This is a genomic window from [Clostridium] scindens ATCC 35704, from assembly GCF_004295125.1.
GTDB classification, from domain to species: Bacteria; Bacillota; Clostridia; order Lachnospirales; family Lachnospiraceae; genus Clostridium_AP; species Clostridium_AP scindens.
The window spans coordinates 252,679-275,394 of sequence record NZ_CP036170.1 but is presented as its reverse complement, the minus strand read 5'-3'; the positions used below and the strand labels follow the sequence as shown (position 1 = coordinate 275,394).

The window sequence follows — 22,716 nt, the reverse complement described above, 5'->3', positions numbered from 1 at the left end:
TATGGAAGAAAGAGGAATGAATGAACGGATCAGAAAACTGAGGAAACTAAGCCTGGAGACGCCGGCGCACATTGATATGGAGCGGGCGAAGAGCATGACGGATACCTATGAGAAATATGAAGGAGCGCTCTCCATACCGGAACTTCGCGCCCAGGTACTGAAGGATTACTTTTCGACCAAGACTCTGTACATTGGCGAGGGAGAATTGATCGTAGGAGAAAAAGGAGACTCTCCGCAGGCATCCCCGACGTTTCCGGAATTGTGCTGCCATACCATGGAAGATATGCAGGTAATGAACGACCGGGAACTTATCAGTTTCAAAGTAAAGGAAGAGGATTTTGAACTCCAGGAGAGGATAATGATCCCATACTGGGATAAGAGATGCATCCGGAATAAGATACTCAGGCAGATGACGCCGGAGTGGAAGAAGGCCTATGAGGCTGGGCTTTTTACTGAATTTATGGAGCAGAGGGGACCAGGGCATACGGTGGGCTCTGTGAAAATATATGAAAAAGGTTTTCTGGACTACAGACAGGACATCCAGGAGGCGATTGACCGGCTGGATTACTTTCATGATCCGGAAGCCCTGGATAAGAAGAACGAGCTGGAAGGCATGAAGATTGCCTGCGATGCCATCATGATTCTTGGGGAACGCTACGCTGCATACGCCAGGGAACTGGCAGAAAAAGAGAGCGATCCAAAGCGCCGGGAAGAGTTGCTTCAAATCGCTGCCAACTGCGATGTCGTGCCAGCGCATAAGCCCCAGACCTACTGGCAGGCAATCCAGATGTACTGGTTCGTGCATCTGGGCGTGACGAGCGAGTTGAATCCTTGGGATGCATACAGCCCGGGACGCTTAGACCAGCACCTGAATCCATTTTATGAGCGGGATATAGAAGCGGGAATTCTGGATGATGAGAAGGCTCTGGAGTTACTGGAATGCCTGTGGGTAAAATTCAATAACCAGCCGGCGCCCCCGAAGGTTGGAATTACTTTGAAGGAAAGCAGTACCTATACGGATTTCGCCAATTTGAATACAGGAGGGATCGCGCCGAACGGAGAGAATGGCGTCAACAATGTAAGTTATCTGATACTGGACTGCATGGATGAAATGAAACTGCTCCAGCCAAGTTCCAATGTGCAGATCAGCAGAAAGACACCGCAGAAGTTCTTAAAGCGCGCCTGCGAGATTTCCCGCAAGGGCTGGGGACAGCCTGCTTTCTACAATACCGAGGCTATCGTGCAGGAACTTCTAAATGCCGGGAAATCCCTGGAAGACGCAAGGCGGGGCGGAACCAGCGGATGCGTGGAGACCGGGGCGTTTGGCAATGAAGCCTATATCCTGACCGGATATTTTAACATTCCGAAGATATTTGAACTGACCTTGAATAACGGCTGCGACAAGATGACAGGCCAGCAGTTGGGACTGAAACTAGGCTATGCAACGGAGTTTGAAACTTATGAAGAACTGTACGATGCGTTTAAGAAGCAGATGAAGTACTTCATTGACATTAAAGTCCAAGGAAGCAACGTGATTGAGAAGATTTATGCGGAAGAGATGCCGGTACCGTTCCTCTCCATTATCACCAACGACTGCATTTCTAAAGGAAAAGATTACAATGGAGGCGGCGCGAGATACAATACCAAGTATCTGCAAGGCGTAGGAATCGGAACCATCACGGACTGCCTGGCATCAGTGAAGTATAATGTATATGAAAAGAAGAACTTCTCAATGAAAGAACTGATGCAGGCTCTGGATGATAATTTCGAAGGGCACGACAGAATCCTGAACCTTGTAAGCAACAAGACCCCTAAGTATGGAAATGATGACGAGTATGCAGACAGCATCATGAGGGATGTCTTCGAGTATTACAGGAGCCAGGTGACAGGGCGGCCGAACATGCTGGGCGGGACCTACCGTATTAATATGCTGCCTACCACCTGCCATGTATATTTCGGCGATGTAATGATGGCAAGCCCCAACGGACGTCTGGCCCACAAGCCGGTATCCGAGGGAATCTCCCCGGAAAAAGGCGCAGATACCAACGGGCCGACGGCAGTCGTAAAATCCTGTGCCAAGATGGATCATCTCCAGACAGGCGGAACGCTGCTGAACCAGAAGTTCACCCCAAGCGTAGTCGCAGGCGAGGAAGGGCTGAATCAGATGGCGAATCTGGTGCGTACCTACTTCAACATGGACGGACACCACATTCAGTTCAACGTCATAGATAAAGAAACCCTGATCCAGGCCCAGAAACACCCGGAAGACTACAAAGACCTGATCGTGCGCGTGGCCGGATACAGCGATCATTTCCGTAATCTGAGCAAGGCGCTGCAAGATGAGATTATCGAAAGAACCGAGCAGTCGTTCAATTAGACACACCAGTTTTTTAATTTTGCGCACCAGTTTTTTAAATTGACACGTAACACTTTTCACTTTGACACGTAACATTTTTTAAAAATGTTACGTGTCAAAGTTTGCTTTTTCCATGCAATCGGATTACAATAATAAAAGACTTTACAAGGGAAACGGTGAGAATATGGCAGATGTAAGAAAGCGCCTGGTCTTCTATGGCAGGGTACAGGGTGTAGGATTCAGATATACGGCCAAATATCTGGCTAAGTCCCTGGGACTTACTGGCTGGGTAATGAACGAATATGACGGAACGGTAGTGATGGAGATTCAAGGCAGGGAGCCCATGATCCACAAGTTGATGGAAGGGCTTAACAGGAACGGCTTCATCTCCATCGACTGGATTGATTCCAAAGACATACCTACGGTTGATGAGAGTTGTTTTTATGTACGCTAGTGTGGTAAGATAGAAGAAACAGACGACGTGGAGAGATAAGGATGGAAAAACAGACAGAGAAAAAGAGCATAAAGAACAGGATTGTCTCGGCAGCCTGGCAGCTCTTCTATGAGAAAGGGTATAATGGAACGACAGTAGATGATATCATCGAACTGTCCGGGACATCGAAGGGTTCGTTTTATTACTATTTCAATACCAAAGACGAGCTTCTTAATACGTTATCCCTGATTCTGGATGACTACTATGAGGAATTGGAAGCAAAGATGGATCCGGAAATGAATAGTTTCTTCAAACTGCTATATTTAAACTGTGAGATGCATACGATGATGGAGGAGAAGATCAGCATTGATCTGCTGGCCTCCCTTTATTCCACGCAGCTTGTGGCAGAGGGACAGAGCCATCTGCTGGACAGGAACCGCAATTATTATAAACTGATCACCAAGATTGTGGAAGAAGGGCAGAAGCGCGGACAGATACGGACGGATGTAGCAGTCAGCCAGATTACGAAATATTATGCCATGTGCGAGCGCGCCCTGGTTTCGGACTGGTGCCTGAACAAAGGGGAATATTCTCTGGGGCAGTACAGCAAGGAGTGTATGCCGATCATGATGGAGCATTTCAAGGCATAGGGAGGGACAGGTATGGTAATACAAGGGCTTCAGAAACTGACGCTTCTGGACTATCCGGGGAAGGTTGCATGTACGGTATTTACGGCGGGCTGTAATTTTCGCTGTCCGTTCTGCCACAATGCATCTTTGGTGATTGACACCTATAAGAATGAGGAGATCTCGCTGGAGGAGGTGTACTCCTATCTGAAGAAACGCCAGGGAATCCTGGACGGCGTATGCGTCACAGGGGGAGAGCCGCTGATCCAGCATGGGATTGAAGAGTTCCTTGGAAATATTAAAGAGATGGGATACGCGGTGAAACTGGATACCAACGGCAGCTTCCCGGAGAAGTTAAAGAAGATCGTCTCGGCGGGGCTGGTGGATTACGTGGCTATGGATATCAAGAATTCCAGGGAAAGTTATGGGAAGACGATAGGCATTGAAGGCTATGACACCGGAAATGTAGAAAAAAGCATTCAGTACCTGAGGAGCGGATCAGTACCCTATGAATTCAGGACAACGGTGGTACAGGAGTTTCATCGGCGTTCTGATTTTGAATCTATCGGAAAATGGATCGAGGGAGCCGATAAGTATTATCTCCAGCAATTTGTAGATTCCGGCGATTTGATACAGGATGGGCTCCACGGATATAATAAAGACATTATGAACCAGGCGCTGGAGGTCGTGAAGAAAAGTGTGCAAATGGCGGAATTGCGCGGCTTATAGTAAAACTATACAATAACAATATATTGTGCGAAAAAGTATTTTGTGCACAATATATTGTTATTTTTATTGACGCAAAAACACAATAAGTGGTATCATAAAAGAACCGGACGAAATAAAATTAATAGTTGAGATGAAAAAGCGTGGAAGGAGGAACGCAGATTATGTATCGAGTAATGAAACGCGACGGACAGGTAGCAGAGTTTACCCTGTCCAAGATAGGCGTTGCAATTGAGAAAGCATTCAAGGCACAGGAGAAAGAGTATAACCAGGACATCATAGATTTGCTGGCGTTGAAGGTCACGGCTGATTTTGAGCCAAAGATCAAGGATTCTTTGATTAATGTAGAGGATATCCAGGACAGCGTGGAGGCCGTTTTGATCAAGGCCGGATATGCAGACGTGGCAAAAGGCTATATTCTGTATAGAAAACAAAGGGAGAAGATCCGTAACCTGAACTCTACCATGCTGGATTATAAAGAGATTGTGGACAGTTACGTAAAGATTACGGACTGGAGAGTCAAAGAGAATTCAACCGTCACGTATTCCGTAGGCGGATTGATCTTAAGCAACTCTGGCGCTATCACGGCCAATTATTGGTTGTCTGAGATCTACGACGAAGAGATTGGACAGGCACACCGGAATGCGGATATCCATATCCACGATTTATCCATGCTGACAGGATACTGTGCAGGATGGTCGCTGAAGCAGTTAATACAGGAAGGGCTTGGCGGGATCCCTGGCAAGATATCCTCCTCTCCGGCCAAACACTTAAGCGTGCTGTGCAATCAGATGGTTAACTTCCTTGGAATCATGCAGAATGAATGGGCAGGCGCCCAGGCATTCTCATCCTTTGATACCTATCTGGCGCCTTTCGTGAAAGCAGATAACCTGTCATATCATGAAGTGAAAAAGTGCATCGAATCCTTTATCTATGGAGTAAATACGCCGTCACGCTGGGGAACCCAGGCACCATTTTCCAACATTACGCTGGACTGGACCGTTCCTAATGACCTGGCGAACCTGCCGGCCATCATAGGCGGAAAAGAGATGGATTTTACCTATGGAGACTGCAAGAAAGAGATGGATATGGTCAACAAGGCATTCATCGAGATCATGATTGAGGGGGATGCCCACGGAAGGGGCTTCCAGTATCCAATCCCTACCTACTCCATTACCAGTGATTTTGACTGGTCCGATACAGAGAACAACCGGCTTCTCTTTGAAATGACCGCCAAATATGGAACACCATATTTTTCGAACTATATCAACAGCGACATGGAGCCAAGCGATGTCAGAAGCATGTGCTGCCGCCTCCGCCTGGATCTGCGAGAATTGCGTAAGAAGTCCGGCGGCTTCTTTGGAAGCGGCGAGAGTACCGGCTCTGTAGGAGTAGTTACCATCAACATGCCAAGGATTGCTTACCAGTCTGCGAATGAAGAGGAATTTTTTGCTCGTCTGGATAAGATGATGGATATATCTGCGCGATCCCTTCATGTAAAACGCGTGGTTATCTCTAAACTGATGAACGAAGGATTGTATCCATATACCAAACGCTACTTGGGAACGTTTGACAATCACTTCTCCACCATTGGGCTGATTGGAATGAATGAAGCAGGTCTGAATGCAAATTGGATTGGCAAGGATATGACCCATGAAGAGACGCAGGAATTCACTAAGAAGGTTCTGAACCATATGCGGGAACGCCTGTCTGCTTATCAGGAAGAGTACGGTGATTTGTATAACTTGGAGGCAACTCCGGCAGAGTCCACGACTTATAGATTTGCCAAGCATGACAAGGCACAGTTCCCGGATATTATCACGGCTGCCGAAGGCGATGGAACGCCATATTACACCAACAGTTCTCATCTGCCGGTGGGCTATACGGAAGATGTCTTTGAAGCCCTGGATATCCAGGATGAGCTTCAGACGCTGTATACATCAGGCACGGTATTCCATGCATTCCTGGGAGAGAAACTTCCAAGTTGGAAGGCAGCCGCCTCTCTGGTCCGTAAGATTGCCGAGAATTATAAACTGCCATACTATACTATGTCGCCGACCTATTCCATTTGCAAGAATCACGGATATCTGAACGGCGAACAGTATAGTTGTCCGGAATGTGGGGAGACTACGGAAGTATACAGCAGAATTACCGGCTATTACCGTCCGGTTCAGAACTGGAACGACGGAAAGGCCCAGGAATTCAAAGATAGGAAGGTATATGATCTCAGCCATTCCAAACTGCAGGTAAAAGCAAAAGCAGAAGAACATATAGATGAAGTATTAAAGCAGGAAGCCCAAGAGCCAAAGAAGCTTCTTTTTACCACCAAGACCTGTCCGAACTGCATTATGGCCAAGACCATGCTGGAGAAGGCTAACATAGATTACGAGATCGTAGATGCGCAGGAACATGCAGATCTGGTGGAGAAATACGGGGTAAAGCAGGCGCCGACTTTGATCGTGATCCAAGAAGGCAAAGTAGAAAAACTTGCAAATGCATCCAATATTAAAAAATATATCGAGAGTAATTAACGATACTCTATGAGGAGGTAGTCCAATGTATGATATTGTGATTGTCGGAGGCGGAATCGCCGGTATGACGGCTGCAATCTACGGGCTGCGCGCGGGGAAAAAAGTAATGCTCATCGAAGGAACAACCTTCGGTGGGCAAATTACTTTGTCGCCCCATGTGGAGAATTATCCGGGGATTGCCGGCATGAGCGGAAATGAATTCGCGGCAACTATGATGGAACAGGTTTCGGCCTTTGGCGCGGAACTAAGTTATACAAAAGTAACGGCTGTCAAGAAAGACGGAAACCATAAGATCGTGGTGACGGAGGATGGGGAGACTCCCTGCAAGAGCGTTATCCTGGCGACAGGAACCACGCACCGTCATCTTGGGATACCGAAGGAAAAGGAATTGATAGGCGCCGGGATATCTTACTGCGCGGTCTGCGACGGCGCATTCTTTAAAGGAAGCGATGTCGCCGTTGTGGGAGGCGGAAGCACGGCATTGCAGGATGCTTCCTTCCTGAGCGAATACTGCAGCCATGTGTATGTGATTCACCGAAGAGACGAGTTCCGTGGAGAGAAACGGCTCCTGGAGACCTTGAAGCAGAAGGAAAATGTCACTTTCGTGCTGGACAGTATCGTGAGCGAGATTCTGGGCACTGACGTGGTGGAAGGAATCGAGATACAGAACAAGAAGACAGGAGAGGTAATGGAACAGAAGGTAGGGGGTATCTTTATCGCGGTTGGCCAGGTTCCCAATAACGAGGCTTTCGAAGAGACTGTGAAATTGGATGACTATGGCTATATTCTTGCTGCGGAAGATTGCAGGACCTCTGTGCCTGGCATTTTTGCCGCTGGCGACTGCCGAACCAAAGAAGTGCGCCAGCTTACCACTGCCTCGGCGGACGGAGCAGTCGCGGCGCTGGCGGCCTGCAAGTATATAGAAGAGATGGATGAATAAGGGGAAACTAAAGGACAGTGTATTCCCTGATTCTCCCCTTGCATCCAGTAACTTATCAACCATATCAGTTCATTATAAAATTGACAATATAAGGTCCTAAGCTGCGGATAAGTATCCAGCAGATAGTTGATTCAGACAATCCTGTAAGTACAAAGGATGATAGTATAAGACTTTTTAACACAACTTTCGCTATAATATACCTAAAGATTATGCATCAGGATAATCATCCTGATGGGGTATGATGGAGGTAACTATGGAACGAAAGAATTTGTGGAGTACTTTTGATGAAAGACAGCTGGGCGAACTTGAGGCAGTATCAGATAAGTATCGCAGATGTCTGGATAAAGGCAAGACCGAGCGTGAATGTGTGAGAACAGCGATTGCGCTTGCCAAAGAAGCGGGATACCGTGATATGAAGGAGCTAATCCGTAAGGGACAGCGTATACATCCACAGGAGAAGGTTTATATGGAGTATATGGAGAGAGCGATTATTCTGTTTCAGGCAGGAGAGGAGCCGATTGAACAGGGAATGAATATCCTTGGTGCGCATATTGATTCTCCACGTATTGACATCAAGCAGAATCCACTCTATGAGTCTGCCCAGGTAGCATATCTGGATACGCACTATTATGGCGGGATTAAGAAATACCAGTGGCTTGCCATGCCGCTTGCTATCCATGGTGTAGTGATTAAGATGGATGGCTCGAAGGTGGATATCACAATTGGGGAAGATGATACTGAGCCAACCTTTGTAATTACAGATCTGCTGCCGCACCTGGCATATGGGCAGATGGAGAAGAAGGCAGAGAAGTTCGTAGATGCAGAGAAGATGGATCTGGTCATCGGCAATCGTCCGCTTGGGGAAGATAAGGACGAAGCAGTGAGAAAACAGATGCTTCATATCCTGAAAGAGAACTATGGAATCGAGGAAGAAGATTTCCTGTCGGCGGAGTTAGAGATTGTTCCTGCAGGCAAGGCGAGAGAATGCGGGCTTGACCGCAGCATGGTGCTGGCCTATGGACAGGATGACCGTGTATGTGCATTCGCTTCACTGTTCGCGATGCTGGAGGAGAAGAAGGTATCCAGAACGTCCTGCTGTATCCTGATCGACAAAGAAGAGATCGGCAGCGTGGGCTCCAGTGGAATGACTTCTAAGTTCTTCGAGAATACAGTAGCAGAATATATTGCGCTGAGTACAGAATATAATGATCTGGTGCTTCGCCGTACACTGGCGAATTCCAAGATGCTTTCTTCTGATGTCAGTGCAGGATATGACCCAATGTATGAAGAAGTATATGAGAAAAAGAACGCTGCATATCTGGCATATGGTCCTGTATTCAACAAATATACCGGGAAAGGCGGCAAGAGCGGCTCGAATGACGCGAACCCGGAATATATCGCTGCCTTGAGACGGATTATGAAGAATGCAGGTGTGAATTACCAGACCGCGGAATTAGGCAAGATTGATGTTGGCGGGGGCGGAACAATCGCTTATTTGATGGCTGTCTATGGAATGGAAGTCATCGATAGCGGCGTGGCAGTGCTCTCCATGCATGCACCGTGGGAACTGACCAGTAAGGCAGATATCTATGAATCGGTCAGGTGCTATCATGCATTCTTAGAAGCAGAGTTTTAGAATCAGGGACAGGGCAAATTAAAATGGGGACGGGGGAAATTGAAAAAACCCCCGTCCCCATTTAAGAATTACTACCGCGAAGCGCCTCCGTTATCCCCTTTACCGAGGAAGAATACTCCGAAGGAGACATCCCTGTAGCCGCCTTAAACTGCTTCGAAAAATATGGCAGCGAATTATAAGACAGAAAATATGTAATCTCTGTAAAATTCATCGTTCCGTCTCGGATTATTTCCTTCGCCCGCTGAATCTTCATATTATTAAAATAATCAATCGCGCCACAGTTCATAGTCTCGTGGAACAATGCCTGCAGGGAAGAGCGGCTGATGGAGAATGTATCGCAGATTTCCGGAATCTTAATCTGTTCGCAGATATGGAATTCCATATACTGTAGAATCTTTTCCAGCCGTTCCTGCTTCGTCGCCTTTTTCTCCGGAGAGGCTTTAGGAAGGCTGGTCTGTGTTGCTATATTCTCCGGATGATTCCGAATGGAAGTGATAAGAAAAAGTTCCAGATACATTAATACTAATTGCTGTGAAGCGAAAGGAGTCTCATCCTTAATCTGTACCTGCTCTACAGAAGGAATATGTAAAGGCGTTGAGAAACTCCTGCGGCTTTCTGAGATAATGTGTGAGATGAGTTCCCGTTCATTCTCGGTCAGTGTAAAACTCTTCTGAATGAAGAAATCCATCGCCGGAGAATCACAGACGAACGATATGGCGATCAGATTCGGGGAATTCTTGCCGATGGACTTGATCGCGTGGAATTCATTCGGCTGGTGGAAGACAATATCTCCAGTATTCAGTATCAGCCAGGTGTCATCAGAACACACAGAGACGGTTCCGTTATCTACATATAAAAATTCCCAAAAATTATGAGATTCCCCATTGAACACAAAGTCTTTCATATATTCAAAATAATGAATCGTAATAATAGAGTCTATGATAATCTCTCGTTTTAGTTTGGTCTTCACGTACGTCATATACCTTTCCTCCTTAGGCTTATTATAACAGAATATGGATAATTAGACAACAACCCTAGACAATTGTATAAGCATGGTTGTGCAAAACAAAATATAATATTAGATAAAAGGAGAGAAAAAACGACACAATTAACAAAAAGGGGAAAGACGATATGACAAATATAAAAATAAATCATACCGAGATTCAGTTTGAAGAAGAAAGCCTCCGAATTACCCTATGCAAAGAGAAAACAGTATGGGAATGGACAGATACATATTCTCCACATCTAGAATGCGAAGATGGACATCTGGAATTCAAGGATGCACTTTCTGTCAGACATAAGAAAGTTGAGAACGGAATTGGAGCAGGCATACGCAGCACTTATCGGGGATTCCGAATTGGGGAACGAGAACTCCCGTATGCATTTGAGACGTATGTCTGGATTGAGTGGACAACAGAAGATGTCTATTTCGAGTGGATTCCACTGTGCGAAGAAGGGATCAAGGTAAAAGCGGTTTACTGGCCTGGCGAGATGGCATTCGAGGAGAAGAAGGAGAACTGGTATACGCTGCTTAATATGCAGCAGGGAATCCTGATCCCGAATACCTGGGAAGTAGAATTGGGCAAGATCATATTCGATGGAATCTTCGAGACGGCAGGCGGGTACATGCCATGGTTTGCTCAGGTCAAAGCAAGACAAGGATACATTGCCATCTGTACGACACCGTGGAATGCGGCATACCAGGCAAAGCATCCGGCAGGAGGGCCGTACACGCATGTGGGCATGCGTTTCGAGCCAAGTCTTGGAAAGATGGATTACCGGAGAGTTGTAAGATACTCGCTTCTGAGCGACTGCGATTATAACGATATCTGTAAAGCGTACCGGGAATACGTAAAAGAACAGGGAAGGCTTCGTACCTTGGCAGAGAAAGCGGCGCAGGTACCGTCCGTAGATCGATTGATCGGATGCAGTTTCGTACATAAAGGGATTAAGACCTATGTTAGCGAGGGGTCGGATTTCTTTGATAAAGATGCGCCGGATATCAATAACCAGTTGGTTTCGTTTGCCAAAAGAGAAGAAGAGATCAGGGAACTTAATGCAGCCGGAGTTAAGAAGTTATACATGCATCTGGATGGATGGGCAGAGCCTGGATATGATAACCAGCATCCCGACTATGTGCCGGCATGTGAAGCGGCTGGCGGCTGGGAGAAGATGCGGTCCTTAGTAGATGCTATGCACGAATGCGGATACCTCTTCGGGATTCACGACCAGTACCGCGATTATTATCATTCGGCGCCAAGTTATGATGATGATTATGCCTGTATGCTTCCGGATGGTACGATCCCACAGCATCAGAGATGGGCAGGAGGTCCTCAGTCCTATCTTTGCGGTACACAGGCGCCATATTATGTGAAACGGAATTTTAAAGAGTTGAAGAAGAACCGGATCGAACTGGACTGTGCATATCTGGATGTATTTACCTGTAATGAGGGAGACGAGTGCAACAACCCTCGCCATAGAATGACCAGAAAAGAGTGTTACGATGCGAGAGCCAGCTGCTTCAACTATCTGATGTCCCAGGGGATCCTTCCTAGTTCGGAGGAGGTAAGCGACTGGTGTATTCCGAGCATGGTATTCAGCCATTATGCGCCGTATGATTTCATGCTTCGTGAGCCGGGAAGTCCGAAGTATGGGGTTCCGGTGCCACTGTTCAATCTGGTATACCATGACTGCCTGATCGAGCCATGGATGATGGAGAAGGTAAGCGATTCGGAAGATTATATGCTGTATGCACTGCTGAACGGCGGAGCTCCATATGTTATCCGGGATGGAGCATATCCGAATTTTGACGGATCATTCGAGCCGGATGTGAAACTGACCCTGGATCAGGACATCGAAAGATGCAAGGTAGTATCTGAACTTCATGAAAAAGTAGCAAAATGTGAGATGGTACGTCACGAGATGGTAGGCGGAGACTATGAAGTACAGAGAACCGTGTTCTCAGATGGGACGGTGGTAACAGTCGATTTCAGGAATCAGGTATACGAGATAACGCGATAGGAGTGATAAAGAAATGAGTAAACGTATGAAGGTTGCAATTGCGGGATTGGGAAGCCGGGGCAGAGATATGTATGCCAAGTCAGCACTGCTTCATCCGGATAAGATGGAGATCGTTGCTGTCGCAGATACGGATCCGAAGAAAGTCGCTCTTATGGCGGCAGAACATCACCTGCCAAAGGAAGCGTGCTTTGCAAGTGCTGAGAAGATGCTAGAGGAAGATCGTCTTGCAGATGCTATCATCATTGCGACGCAGGACAGACAGCATGTAAGACAGGCGGTCTTAGCGCTTAAGAAGGGATATCACCTGCTGCTTGAAAAGCCTGTATCTCCGAAACTGGAGGAATGCCGGGAGTTAGAAGAAGCGGCCAGAAGATATCACCGCAAGGTAGTCGTATGCCATGTGTTAAGATACACGCCGATCTATCAGAAGGTGAAAGAATTACTGGACAGTGGCTGCATCGGGGATGTGGTATCAATAGTGGCGACAGAGAATGTAGGATGGTTCCACCAGGCGCATAGTTTCGTGCGCGGCAGCTGGGCGAATTCTGATGAAACCAGTCCGATGATTTTGCAGAAATGCTGTCATGACATGGACTTGTATCCGTGGCTGGCAGGAAAGACCTGTGAATCCCTTACTTCCTACGGAGATACGTATCTTTTTAAAGAAGAGAAAGCACCCAAGGGATGTGCAAAACGCTGCCTGGATGGATGCAGTGTAAAAGAAGAATGCCCGTTTGATGCAGAGAAAATATATCTTGACAGTACTTTGGTTGGCTATCGCTCAGGCAATAGAATCTGGCCGTTGGATGTGCTGGTTCCGGAAGGACCGACAGAAGAAACATTGCTCAAGCAGATGAAGACCGGAAGGTATGGCCGTTGTGTATATCATTGCGATAATAATGTTGTAGATCATCAGGTGGTGAACCTGATGATGACAGACGGAACGACTATGAGTTTTACCATGTGCGGATTTACACCAGAAGTATCCCGGTATGCAAGATTCATGGGAACGAAAGGTGAACTGAGAGTGAATATGGATTCACAGGAGATAGAAAAATGTGAGATCGCGGTCTACAGATTCGGCAGCCATATCACAGAAGAGAAGGTTGATGTGATGAGTCTGTCAGATAATTTCTCGGGGCATGGCGGAGGAGATGACCGCATGGTAGAAGAATTCCTGGACATTATCAGTGGAGCGAAGGAAGAAAGTTCTTATGTGACCTCTATAGAACGTTCCCTGGAGAGCCATTATTGTGCGCTGGCGGCAGAATACTCCAGAACCCACGGAGGAGTGCCTGTGAAGATTGCGGATTTCGGCAGATAATGAAGGATATGTTTGTTTCTCTTGCAGTTGACGTAAGTAGGGAGAAACTTCATATAGAAACTAATAATCATATTAAAAAGGAGTGAAGATTATGAAGAAGAATCTGAAAAAACTGGCAGCCCTTGGATTGTGTATAGCAATGGGCGCAACGATGCTCACAGGATGCGGCGGTGAATCTAAAGGCGGATCATCCGGTGGCAAGACAACCCTGGCCTTTGGGATCTGGGATGAGAACCAGAGACCGGCAATGGAAAAACTTGTAGAGGCATATGAGGCAGAGAACAAGGATGTAACTGTTGAAATTCAGTTAACTCCATACAAAGGTGGAGAGTACTTTACAAAACTGGAAGCAGCAGCAACAGGCGGAAAGGCTCCGGACGTATTCTGGGTGAACGTTCTTCATCTGGATTCTTATGTAGATGGCGGCATCCTGGCAGATCTGACAGACGCAATTGACAAGTCTGATATTAATGACGCTTTCTCTGAGACACTGGTGAACAACTATGTTCGTGACGGCGTGAACTATGCGGTTCCAAAAGACTTCGATACCAATGCACTGTGGTATAACAAAGAGATCTTTGATGCTGCAGGCGTAGCATATCCTACGGATGATATGACATATGATGACCTGGTTGCTACAGCAGAAGCACTGAAGGCAGCAGGGTTAGATGATGGTGTCTATCCATTCGCCTGCCCGGTTGATTTCCAGACATGGTATTATCAGACCGTATATGCGAACGGCGGATACATCATTAACGATGACAAGACAGAGACCGGATATGATGATCCAAAGACACAGGAAGGTATCCAGTGCTGGATCGATATGATTGATAAAGGATTGTCTCCAAGCGCAGCAGCATTAGCAGAGACGACTCAAGATGTTATGTTCGAAGGCAATCAGCTTGCTATGAACTTCGCTGGCTCTTACATGGTTCCAGAGTATGCAGGCAATGATGCAATCGCAGATAAGATTGACTGTGTAGAGATTCCGACATTCAATGGGGTAGAAGATAACTGTATCAATGGTCTCGGCTATGCAGTATATGAAGGAAGCAAGAACAAGGATGCAGCAATTGATTTCGCAATCTGGCTTGGAAGCAAAGAGGCTATGAAGATCCAGGGTGAGACAGGTGTTGTTATCTCTGCAAGAACAGATGCTCAGCAGTATTTTTCAAAAGCAAATCCGGACTACAATCTGGCAGCATATACCAACCATGCAGATGAGGCATATCCGCTTCCGGTATGTAAATCAGCAGCAGAATTATATGACCTTGAAGCAACTTCTCTTCAGAAAGCATACAACGGAAAAGCACCATTAGCAGATGTATGTAAAGAAATGAAAGCAGAAGCAGATAAGCTATTGGAAAAGGATGCAAAATAACAACGCTTAAGTAGGTGATATATATGGCTGAGGGTAAAGTAAAAACAGGCGTACAGAAAAAACGGGCAAGCAAGCGTGCGAAGAAAGACTGGATCGCAGCGTATATCTTCATTGCACCAGTTACCATCGGGCTATTGATATTCTATATCTGGCCGTTTATCCAGAATGTATGGTTTAGTTTTAATGATGTTAACAAATTTAATATAGCAACCTTTGTTGGTATGCAGAATTATGAGGATATGATTCATGACAAAGAAGTGTGGGCAACATTCGGCAATACGCTGAAATACGTGTTATGCACGGTGCCGGTTGGATTATTCCTGTCAATTCTCATCGCAGCATTGCTGAATTCTAAGATCAAAGGAACGTCCATTTACCGGACCTTGTATTTCCTTCCTTCCGTAACAATGGCGGCTGCGGTTGCGATGGCGTGGAAATGGATCTATAACGAGAAGATGGGAATTCTGAACAGTGTCATCCGGGGACTGGGAGGAAAAGGACATGGATGGCTGACCGATCCGAAGATTGCGCTTTATATGGTTATGATTGTCGGTTTATGGATGACGGTAGGATACAATATGATTATCCTGCTCGCCGGTATGCAGGGAATCTCCCAGTCATACTATGAAGCGGCAGCACTTGACGGAGCAGGTACGGTACAGCGATTTTTCAAGATTACCATACCAATGCTGACACCAACCATATTCTTCGTAATGATCACCTCTATCATCAGCGGTTTCCAAGTGTTCGATGTTATCTACATGATGATAAGAAAGACGAATCCGGCTTATAAGAGCACGCAGACGGTAGTTATGCTGTTCTATCGCAAGGCATTCGATTATGGATATAAAGGATATGCAGCGGCAATTTCTATTCTGATCTTCGCAGTAATCATGCTGGTAACAGTAATTCAGCTGTGGGGACAGAAGAAATGGGTTAATTACGATTAGGAGGAGATGCGAAATGAAAAGTAGATCAAATACAAAGAAATTATTCGTTCATCTGGCACTTCTCCTTGGGGTTGGAGTTACAGTATTCCCATTCTTATGGATGGTGCTTACTTCATTCAAAACAGTAGGAGAGGCGATGCAGATACCGCCGACATTCTTTCCGAAGCAGTTTCTGGTGGATGCTTATGGACAGATCATAACGGCTCTGCCATTCGCCAGAGTATATCTGAACACAATTATATCAACGGTAGTAACAACGATTGTACAGGTAATGTTCTGTTCTATGGCAGCATATGCGTTCGCTCGTATTGAGTTCCCGTTCAAGAATGTAATCTTTGTGCTGATTCTGTCAGTGCTTATGGTACCGGGACAGATCTTCCTGATCCCTCAGTATCAGATCATTCAGAAACTGGGACTTCTGGATACCATACCGGCATTATTCCTGCCAAATCTGTTCAGCGCGTTCGGTACCTTCCTTCTGAGGCAGTTCTTTATGTCACTGCCGAAAGAATTGGAAGAAGCGGCATTTTTGGATGGATGCAGCCGTTATCAGATCTTTTGGAAGATTATGCTTCCGCTAACCAAACCGGGTATCGTGTCTTTGGTAATCTTTACGGCGAAGTTCGCATGGAATGATTTCATGTGGCCGTTGATCGTCAATACATCTCCGAAGATGATGACGCTTGGTCCTGCACTTTCAACCTTAGAGGGACAGTATACGACCAAGTATCCGATGCAGATGGCTGGAGCGGTAATGGCAGTTATACCGATAATCGTACTGTTCTTCATCTTCCAGAAACAGTTTATCGAAGGTGTTGCACAGTCTGGAATCAAAGGCTAGGAACCTTAAGAATCTTGATTTTCCTAGGGGGGAGGGGCGGACAAAGCCTTCTCCCCTTATTTCGTTTTATGAAGAGGTGGAAAGATGGCGAGAATCGGAATTATCACTGACATTCATAATAATGCGGCTGCATTAAAATTAATATTAAGGGAACTTGAAAAAAGAAATTGTGATGAGATTATATGTTGCGGCGACATTATCGGAATAGGCGCCTATCCGGAAGAGACGGTACGGATCATGCGTAAACTTAAGAATCTCTCTGCTTGTGTAAAAGGAAATCATGAGACATTTTTATTCGGAAGAATGCCGGCGACATTTCCCAATGATGAGCATATGGAATATGAAGAGAGAAAGTATCACCTGTGGGAGCATGAGAGATTGGAAAAAGATTCTGTAAGGTTCCTTAGCATGCTTCCGTATAGCCAGACGATCGAGCGGGAAGGAAGAAAAATATATGTTGCGCACTATTCGATGGATGGGCAGAATCGGTATGTGAACTACCATCAGAACCCATCCAAAGAGCAAGTGAAGACGATGTTTGCCGGGATAGATGCAGACATCATTCTCTATGGTCATGATCACGCAGGGAGCATCATGCCGGGAGACGATCATATCAAACGTCCGTGGTATATTAATTGCGGCTCTCTTGGATGTCCGGCGAAAGATAAGAATATAGCAAGAGCAGGAATTCTTGATATCGGGAAAGAGATACAGTATGAAAGTGTACGGATTCCATATGATGTGGAGGCGGTATTAAGAGATATCGATCTGTTTAACTTTCCGGACAAAGAGAATATTAAACAGTATTTTTATGGGGTAGATACTGTATGACGAATTTCATCTTTTTAGGTATGGTTTTTTCTTGCTTTTACAGCGGCAACGGCTAAGTGTAGTGTTTTAGATGCTTCTGGATAAAGGAAACAATCATTTAAGCAATCGAATAGTGACCTGACTAATTGCGAAGTGTGTTAAATGTAAATATATTGTATTAGAGAGGGAAAAATGATGAAATCAGTATTATTTTTGCCAACAAACAGATTAATTGAGAAATGTGTAAAAAGTTATATTCAAGAGGTAAATTATGCGAAACAAAATTTGCAGCGTAATATTCCTTTGGTTATCGTTGAAACCAATAGTGAACCTTTTACAGAAAAAAATAAGAAAATAATAATGGAATTACAAAATCAGTATGAAGAATTGGAAATTATCCATTTGACAGTAGAAGAGCAGAAAACATATTTTGAGAATTTATTTGAAGATATGGCTCCTGAAATCAAAGAGATCTTTGAAGAAACAGAAACTAATTATGGGACTGCTATGAATAAATTGGCATTATTTACATGTTCTTTAGGATGTGATGCATTTCATAGACGAGATTCTGATACTAGGTTATGCTTTGGCGAATTTAAAGAAGCGGAAGAAATTACCCTATTGAAATAGAAATAAAGTTTTTGGGGAAAAAGATAAGTGAATTGCCGCCAGAACTGACTGAAAACAAAGTGAAAGAAGGGCATATATGGGTTGTTGGGGGGAATTATTTTGGCGAATGGAATTTAGATGTCAAAGATTTTTCAAGGGAACAAATATATAAATTATAAAAGTAAAAGAGTTTGAAGAAAAGATAGCAAAATGTTTAAATTCGGGGTCCTGCTTATTTGCCAGCCATCTGTTTCTCTTTATACTAAATAGAAATTCACAAATATATCGATGTATTAGTAAAAACGCATATGAAGCCATTAGAGAGGGCTATATTAATAATAAAAGCGAAAATGAGAAAATTCTATTATCTTGTCAAGATGACATTTTTAACTAAATTTGCATATATGAAAGCCTTTTGGTTTGATATAGCCGGAACTGCCGCGTCAATCGTAATCTATTACTTCCTATGGCAGTACGTATTCCGGCAGCAGGAGACGCTCCGGGGATTCACGATGGCGCAGATGACGACATACGTGGTATTGTCCCGGATGCTGTCTTCGCAGTTCTCAGGCGGCATTAATGTGGAATTGTCCAAATGGATTTACAAAGGGAATATCGGTATAGAACTCCTAAGACCAGTATCCTTGTTTTTTACCTTATTTGCAAAAAGAGTGGGAGAATTCGTGTTCTTTCTGCTGTTCAAAGGAATTCCGATCTCGTTAGTCGGTTTGACGGTTATGGGAGGAACAGTTCCAGCGGGAGCCGGAAACCTGCTTCTGTTCTTCTTGAGTATCTGCATATCGGTAGGAATGATGTTTTTTATCGAATTCATGGTGGGAATCTGTGCATTTTATACTTATGGCTATCATGGGCTGATGTTTACGAAGAGCGCGCTTTTGTCGATCTTATCAGGTGGTGTTGTGCCTCTCTTTTTATTCTCGGAGAACCTGCGCCGGATTCTTAACTACATGCCTTTTGCGGGGATGGTATCGGTTCCGGTGAACCTGTATCTGGGAAAATATAAATTCTCAGAGGCGATACGTTTTGTCGGACTTCAGGTTATCTGGGTGATTGTATTGTGGCTGGCTGCCAGAATGGTATATAGCCATGTTATTAAGCGCGTTGTAGTACAGGGAGGGTAAAAGATGAGGCGGTTACGATATTATATCCGGCTATGGAATGGATATCAGAGAATCAGTCTGTTAATGGTAACCCAGTATCCGGCAGATACGGTGATATGGATTCTGTCAATGCTGCTGAGGGAAGCGTCAGCATTCCTTGGCGTGGTGACGATTGCGAATGTGGCAGGAGGATTCGGCAGATGGAATCTGTATGAACTTTGTCTGCTGTTCTCCATGTGTGCAATTATTGAGGCAATTGGGCAGTCGTTTTTCGATAATATCTGGGGAATTAATTATCATGTCAAGGATGGTCTGTTAGATGTATATATGATCCGTCCAGCGTCTGTCTTTATCCAGTTATTAGGTGAACGGTTCCATTATCAGGCGGTAATCAGTATGACGGCATATATCGGACTCATGATCTATTCTATGGTACATCTGGGCATTGGGCTTGGCATAGGAACTCTATTCTTTTTATTGGAATTCTTAATCTGTGGGACTGCGGTGAATTCTGGAATATATCTGATCTTCAACAGTCTTAATTTCTGGCTGATCCAGGGAAATGATCTTCCCGTATTGGTGCAGACCTGCCGGGAATTCGCCAAATATCCTTTGAGCGTGTTCCCGTCCATGATCGGGTGTTTTTTCACGTTCATCATTCCTTTTGGATTCGTGGGATATTATCCTGCTGCATATCTGACAGGTAAATCTGGGAATTGGGTATTATTTGCCATGCCGGTCTGTGCACTCACGATCGGATTGATTGGATCTGTAATATGGAGAACCGGAATCCGGGGATATGAAAGTACAGGGAATTAACATTGATTTGACGGGGATTGAAAATGCAGACCGAGAGGGGAACTGTATAGTTAGGAGAAATGCTATGAGCCAGATAGAAGTACGACATCTAGTAAAAGAGTATAAGAGAAAAAGGAATACAGGGAATATTGCAGCATCATTTTGCTCCATGTTCCGGCCGGATTACGAAGTGCTTCGCGCAGTGAATGACGTGAACTTTACCGTTGAAAAGGGAGAGGCAGTAGGATATGTGGGCCCCAACGGCAGCGGCAAATCAACCACAATTAAAATGTTGTGTGGCATCCTGAAACCTACGGCGGGGAGCATCACAGTTGTGGGACGTGATCCATTTACAGAGAGGATTCAGAATAACCGGAAGATTGGCGTGGTGTTCGGTAACCGTTCTCTTCTGTGGTGGGATGTTCCGGTGATTGAGTCTTACAGATTATTCCAGCGGATGTATGAGATACCGGAGCAGAGATACAGGGAGAATCTGGAACGGTTTACAGAGATTATGGATCTGGGCCCGTTGTTATCGATTCCAGAGCGTCAACTATCCCTGGGGCAGAAGATGCGGTGTAATATTGCGGCTGCATTTTTGCATAATCCGGAGATTGTTTATCTGGACGAGCCAACGATAGGTCTGGATGCAGAGTCGAAGGCGCGTATCAGAGAATTCATCCGCAGGATGAACGAAGAAGAGAGGACAACCTTCATCGTTACCAGCCATGATTTTCAGGATATTGAATCCCTGTGCAGAAGGATTGTGTTGATTAATCATGGGAAGATTGTAGTGGATGATGATATGCAGATGGTAAAGCAGAAGTTTAACACAAAAAAGCAGATTCAATTTGAAGTGGACAAGAATCCCTGGTATCGCCAGGAACGGTTACGGATGGCTGGGGCAGAGGTGTTGGATATGACACCATATAGCATCAGGATAGAATACGATACGTCAGTTACAGATAGCCTGACTATGATAGGGCAAGTTTCCGGACAGTGTGAGATTAAGGATGTTGTTATCTCGGGAAGAGATATTGAAACAATTATCCGGGAGATTATAAAAGAGGATAATAAGTACATAAGTTAAGGAATTCATTAATTTCAGCGCACCGGTAGAATCATTTATGTTGTATTTATAATAAAATCAATAAGAAAGGGATATTGTCTATGAATCGTTTATTTAATATAGATAATCCAATTATGCAGTTTATCTCCAAGATCTTTGATCTGGTAATGCTGAATCTGATATTTGTATTGAGCTGCATTCCCGTGATTACGGTCGGCGCATCTTTGAGTGCGCTTTACTATGTTTCTTTGAAGATACTTAGGGGAGAAGATCCTTATATCTGGCGGAACTTTTGGAAGGCTTTCCGGCAGAATTTCAAACAGAGCACCATTGTGTGGGTATTGTACCTTTTGATTATCGCATTCATTGGAATGGATTTTTATATTATTAATTCTCAGGATACCATGCTCTTCGCTGTGATCCGGATCTGCCTGTGGGTGGTCTGTGCAGTTCTTCTCAGTATGTTCCTGTATGTGTTTCCTATCATCTCGCATTTTGTGTGCACGACGAAGCAGGCGCTCAAGAATGCGGCTTTTATGGCAATAGGGCATCTTCCTTATACTATCGTTCTCCTTGCAGTATGCGGTCTGATTCTCTACCTATACACAGTATCGATAACGACTTTTGCACTGGTGATTATGGTTAGCGGTATCTGCGGTTTTTCGGTGATTGCTTTAATCTTTTGCATTATATTTGACAGAATTTTTAAAAAGTATGAACCAGAAGAGGACTCCCCACCCCGGAATACTCACATAAATACACCGGAAAAGCAATGCAGGAGGAGTTGAATGAGCAATGAACAGATGAAAAACCAGTTAGAGGATCAACATATGGACGAGAGTCAATTGAATGCGAGGCGAATCAAAGAAGCCTGGCAGGTTATGACCCTGGGACAGAAAATAGAGTACCTCTGGATGTATTACAAATCACGGCTTGCAGGGGCGCTTCTGATCGCAGGGGCTATCTATCTTGGAATCACGATGTATAAAGGCACACACACCGAGGTACTTATTAATATCACCGTGGTAGGCGGCAACAGCCAGCAGGTTGAATGGTTAGAAGAATCTTTCGCCGAATATGCCGGCATTTCGCCGGAAGACGGCATTATTAAGATTCAGGCGAACCTGTCTGCCGATGCCGAGGACAGCACATCCAAGATAGCTCTTGCTACATTGATCGGAGCGGAGGCAGTCGACGTACTGGTATGTCCCAAAGAAATCTACGAAAGTTACAGCGGCCAGGATGGTTTCATGAATATAGAAGAATTGCCGGAAGCAGATAACCTGGATATTTCTAAGAGCATGGCAAAGGATGCCCTGCTTCTGGGATCAGACAATATCTTGAAGAAAGAAGAGATGATCTTATACGATGATGCCTGCGCAGTCATCCCTGTCACAAGCAAGAATCAGGACATGGCAGCCAGATTCCTGGAATATCTCCAGCAATGTAGCTGAACCAACTATGCCTGATTTTTTTCTTCCATTAACTTATTTTATGGCGAGATCCTGACGGAGTACCTTCTTACTTTTGATACTCTTACGGAT

21 protein-coding genes are annotated in these 22,716 nt (G+C 45.0%); 20 read left to right on the top strand and 1 reads right to left on the bottom strand.

Translation table 11 applies throughout. The features are described from left to right. Position 1: 1 nt before the first annotated feature. The 7 genes from hypD (at position 2) to HDCHBGLK_RS01245 (ending at position 9,248) form a co-directional block, all read left to right on the top strand. A complete protein-coding gene (gene hypD, locus HDCHBGLK_RS01275; RefSeq protein WP_004606880.1) occupies positions 2-2,377 on the top strand; it encodes a trans-4-hydroxy-L-proline dehydratase in 2,376 nt (791 codons plus the stop codon). 163 nt (positions 2,378-2,540) lie between these two features. Continuing rightward, positions 2,541-2,810 (top strand): acylphosphatase, encoded by a 270-nt coding sequence (locus HDCHBGLK_RS01270; protein ID WP_009248816.1) that lies wholly within the window; start codon positions 2,541-2,543, stop codon positions 2,808-2,810. Positions 2,811-2,851: 41 nt separating this feature from the next. Next, on the top strand, positions 2,852-3,439 hold the full coding sequence (locus tag HDCHBGLK_RS01265) for a TetR/AcrR family transcriptional regulator (protein ID WP_004606878.1): 588 nt from the start codon (positions 2,852-2,854) through the stop codon (positions 3,437-3,439). Between the two features lie 12 nt (positions 3,440-3,451). After that, positions 3,452-4,144, top strand: coding sequence for an anaerobic ribonucleoside-triphosphate reductase activating protein (locus tag HDCHBGLK_RS01260; RefSeq protein ID WP_004606877.1), 693 nt, complete (start codon positions 3,452-3,454; stop codon positions 4,142-4,144). A 161-nt stretch (positions 4,145-4,305) separates the two neighbouring features. Next, positions 4,306-6,672 (top strand): ribonucleoside triphosphate reductase, encoded by a 2,367-nt coding sequence (locus HDCHBGLK_RS01255; RefSeq protein WP_009248815.1) that lies wholly within the window; start codon positions 4,306-4,308, stop codon positions 6,670-6,672. A gap of 25 nt (positions 6,673-6,697) precedes the next feature. Then, on the top strand, positions 6,698-7,612 hold the full coding sequence (gene trxB, locus HDCHBGLK_RS01250) for a thioredoxin-disulfide reductase (protein WP_004606875.1): 915 nt from the start codon (positions 6,698-6,700) through the stop codon (positions 7,610-7,612). 253 nt (positions 7,613-7,865) lie between these two features. Then, the gene (locus HDCHBGLK_RS01245; protein ID WP_009248813.1) at positions 7,866-9,248 is read left to right on the top strand and encodes an aminopeptidase; all 1,383 of its coding nucleotides are present in this window, start codon (positions 7,866-7,868) and stop codon (positions 9,246-9,248) included. 61 nt (positions 9,249-9,309) lie between these two features. Here HDCHBGLK_RS01245 and HDCHBGLK_RS01240 read toward each other — a convergent pair whose 3' ends face one another. Continuing rightward, entirely contained in the window at positions 9,310-10,227 is a 918-nt protein-coding gene (locus tag HDCHBGLK_RS01240; RefSeq protein WP_004606873.1) for an AraC family transcriptional regulator, read from the bottom strand. 152 nt (positions 10,228-10,379) lie between these two features. On the opposite strand from HDCHBGLK_RS01240, the gene HDCHBGLK_RS01235 reads away from it, so the two are divergent. From HDCHBGLK_RS01235 to HDCHBGLK_RS01180, 13 genes are all read left to right on the top strand, one after another. Beyond that, positions 10,380-12,269, top strand: a complete 1,890-nt coding sequence (locus tag HDCHBGLK_RS01235; RefSeq protein ID WP_004606872.1) for a DUF5696 domain-containing protein — start codon at positions 10,380-10,382, stop codon at positions 12,267-12,269. A gap of 13 nt (positions 12,270-12,282) precedes the next feature. Then, a complete protein-coding gene (locus HDCHBGLK_RS01230) occupies positions 12,283-13,593 on the top strand; it encodes a Gfo/Idh/MocA family protein (protein WP_004606871.1) in 1,311 nt (436 codons plus the stop codon). A gap of 91 nt (positions 13,594-13,684) precedes the next feature. Further along, positions 13,685-14,974, top strand: a complete 1,290-nt coding sequence (locus tag HDCHBGLK_RS01225) for an ABC transporter substrate-binding protein (protein ID WP_039909684.1) — start codon at positions 13,685-13,687, stop codon at positions 14,972-14,974. 23 nt (positions 14,975-14,997) lie between these two features. Continuing rightward, the gene (locus HDCHBGLK_RS01220) at positions 14,998-15,924 is read left to right on the top strand and encodes a carbohydrate ABC transporter permease (RefSeq protein WP_004606869.1); all 927 of its coding nucleotides are present in this window, start codon (positions 14,998-15,000) and stop codon (positions 15,922-15,924) included. 13 nt (positions 15,925-15,937) lie between these two features. Then, positions 15,938-16,765: a carbohydrate ABC transporter permease gene (locus HDCHBGLK_RS01215; protein ID WP_004606868.1), complete on the top strand. Its 828-nt coding sequence runs from the start codon at positions 15,938-15,940 to the stop codon at positions 16,763-16,765. Positions 16,766-16,849: 84 nt separating this feature from the next. Continuing rightward, positions 16,850-17,596, top strand: a complete 747-nt coding sequence (locus HDCHBGLK_RS01210; protein WP_004606867.1) for a metallophosphoesterase family protein — start codon at positions 16,850-16,852, stop codon at positions 17,594-17,596. 171 nt (positions 17,597-17,767) lie between these two features. Beyond that, on the top strand, positions 17,768-18,205 hold the full coding sequence (locus tag HDCHBGLK_RS01205) for a DUF6271 family protein (RefSeq protein WP_004606866.1): 438 nt from the start codon (positions 17,768-17,770) through the stop codon (positions 18,203-18,205). Between the two features lie 11 nt (positions 18,206-18,216). Continuing rightward, entirely contained in the window at positions 18,217-18,363 is a 147-nt protein-coding gene (locus HDCHBGLK_RS18710; RefSeq protein ID WP_154323024.1) for a hypothetical protein, read from the top strand. A 171-nt stretch (positions 18,364-18,534) separates the two neighbouring features. Continuing rightward, positions 18,535-19,326, top strand: coding sequence for an ABC transporter permease (locus tag HDCHBGLK_RS01200; protein ID WP_039909683.1), 792 nt, complete (start codon positions 18,535-18,537; stop codon positions 19,324-19,326). Between the two features lie 3 nt (positions 19,327-19,329). Beyond that, positions 19,330-20,124 carry an ABC transporter permease gene (locus tag HDCHBGLK_RS01195; RefSeq protein ID WP_039909682.1) on the top strand — a complete coding sequence of 265 codons (795 nt, stop codon included), beginning with the start codon at positions 19,330-19,332 and terminating at the stop codon, positions 20,122-20,124. A 64-nt stretch (positions 20,125-20,188) separates the two neighbouring features. Beyond that, a complete protein-coding gene (locus HDCHBGLK_RS01190; RefSeq protein ID WP_039909681.1) occupies positions 20,189-21,193 on the top strand; it encodes an ABC transporter ATP-binding protein in 1,005 nt (334 codons plus the stop codon). 80 nt (positions 21,194-21,273) lie between these two features. Next, the gene (locus HDCHBGLK_RS01185; protein ID WP_004606861.1) at positions 21,274-21,960 is read left to right on the top strand and encodes a YesL family protein; all 687 of its coding nucleotides are present in this window, start codon (positions 21,274-21,276) and stop codon (positions 21,958-21,960) included. Continuing rightward, the gene (locus HDCHBGLK_RS01180; RefSeq protein ID WP_004606860.1) at positions 21,961-22,626 is read left to right on the top strand and encodes a hypothetical protein; all 666 of its coding nucleotides are present in this window, start codon (positions 21,961-21,963) and stop codon (positions 22,624-22,626) included. The last annotated feature ends 90 nt before the right edge of the window (positions 22,627-22,716 follow it).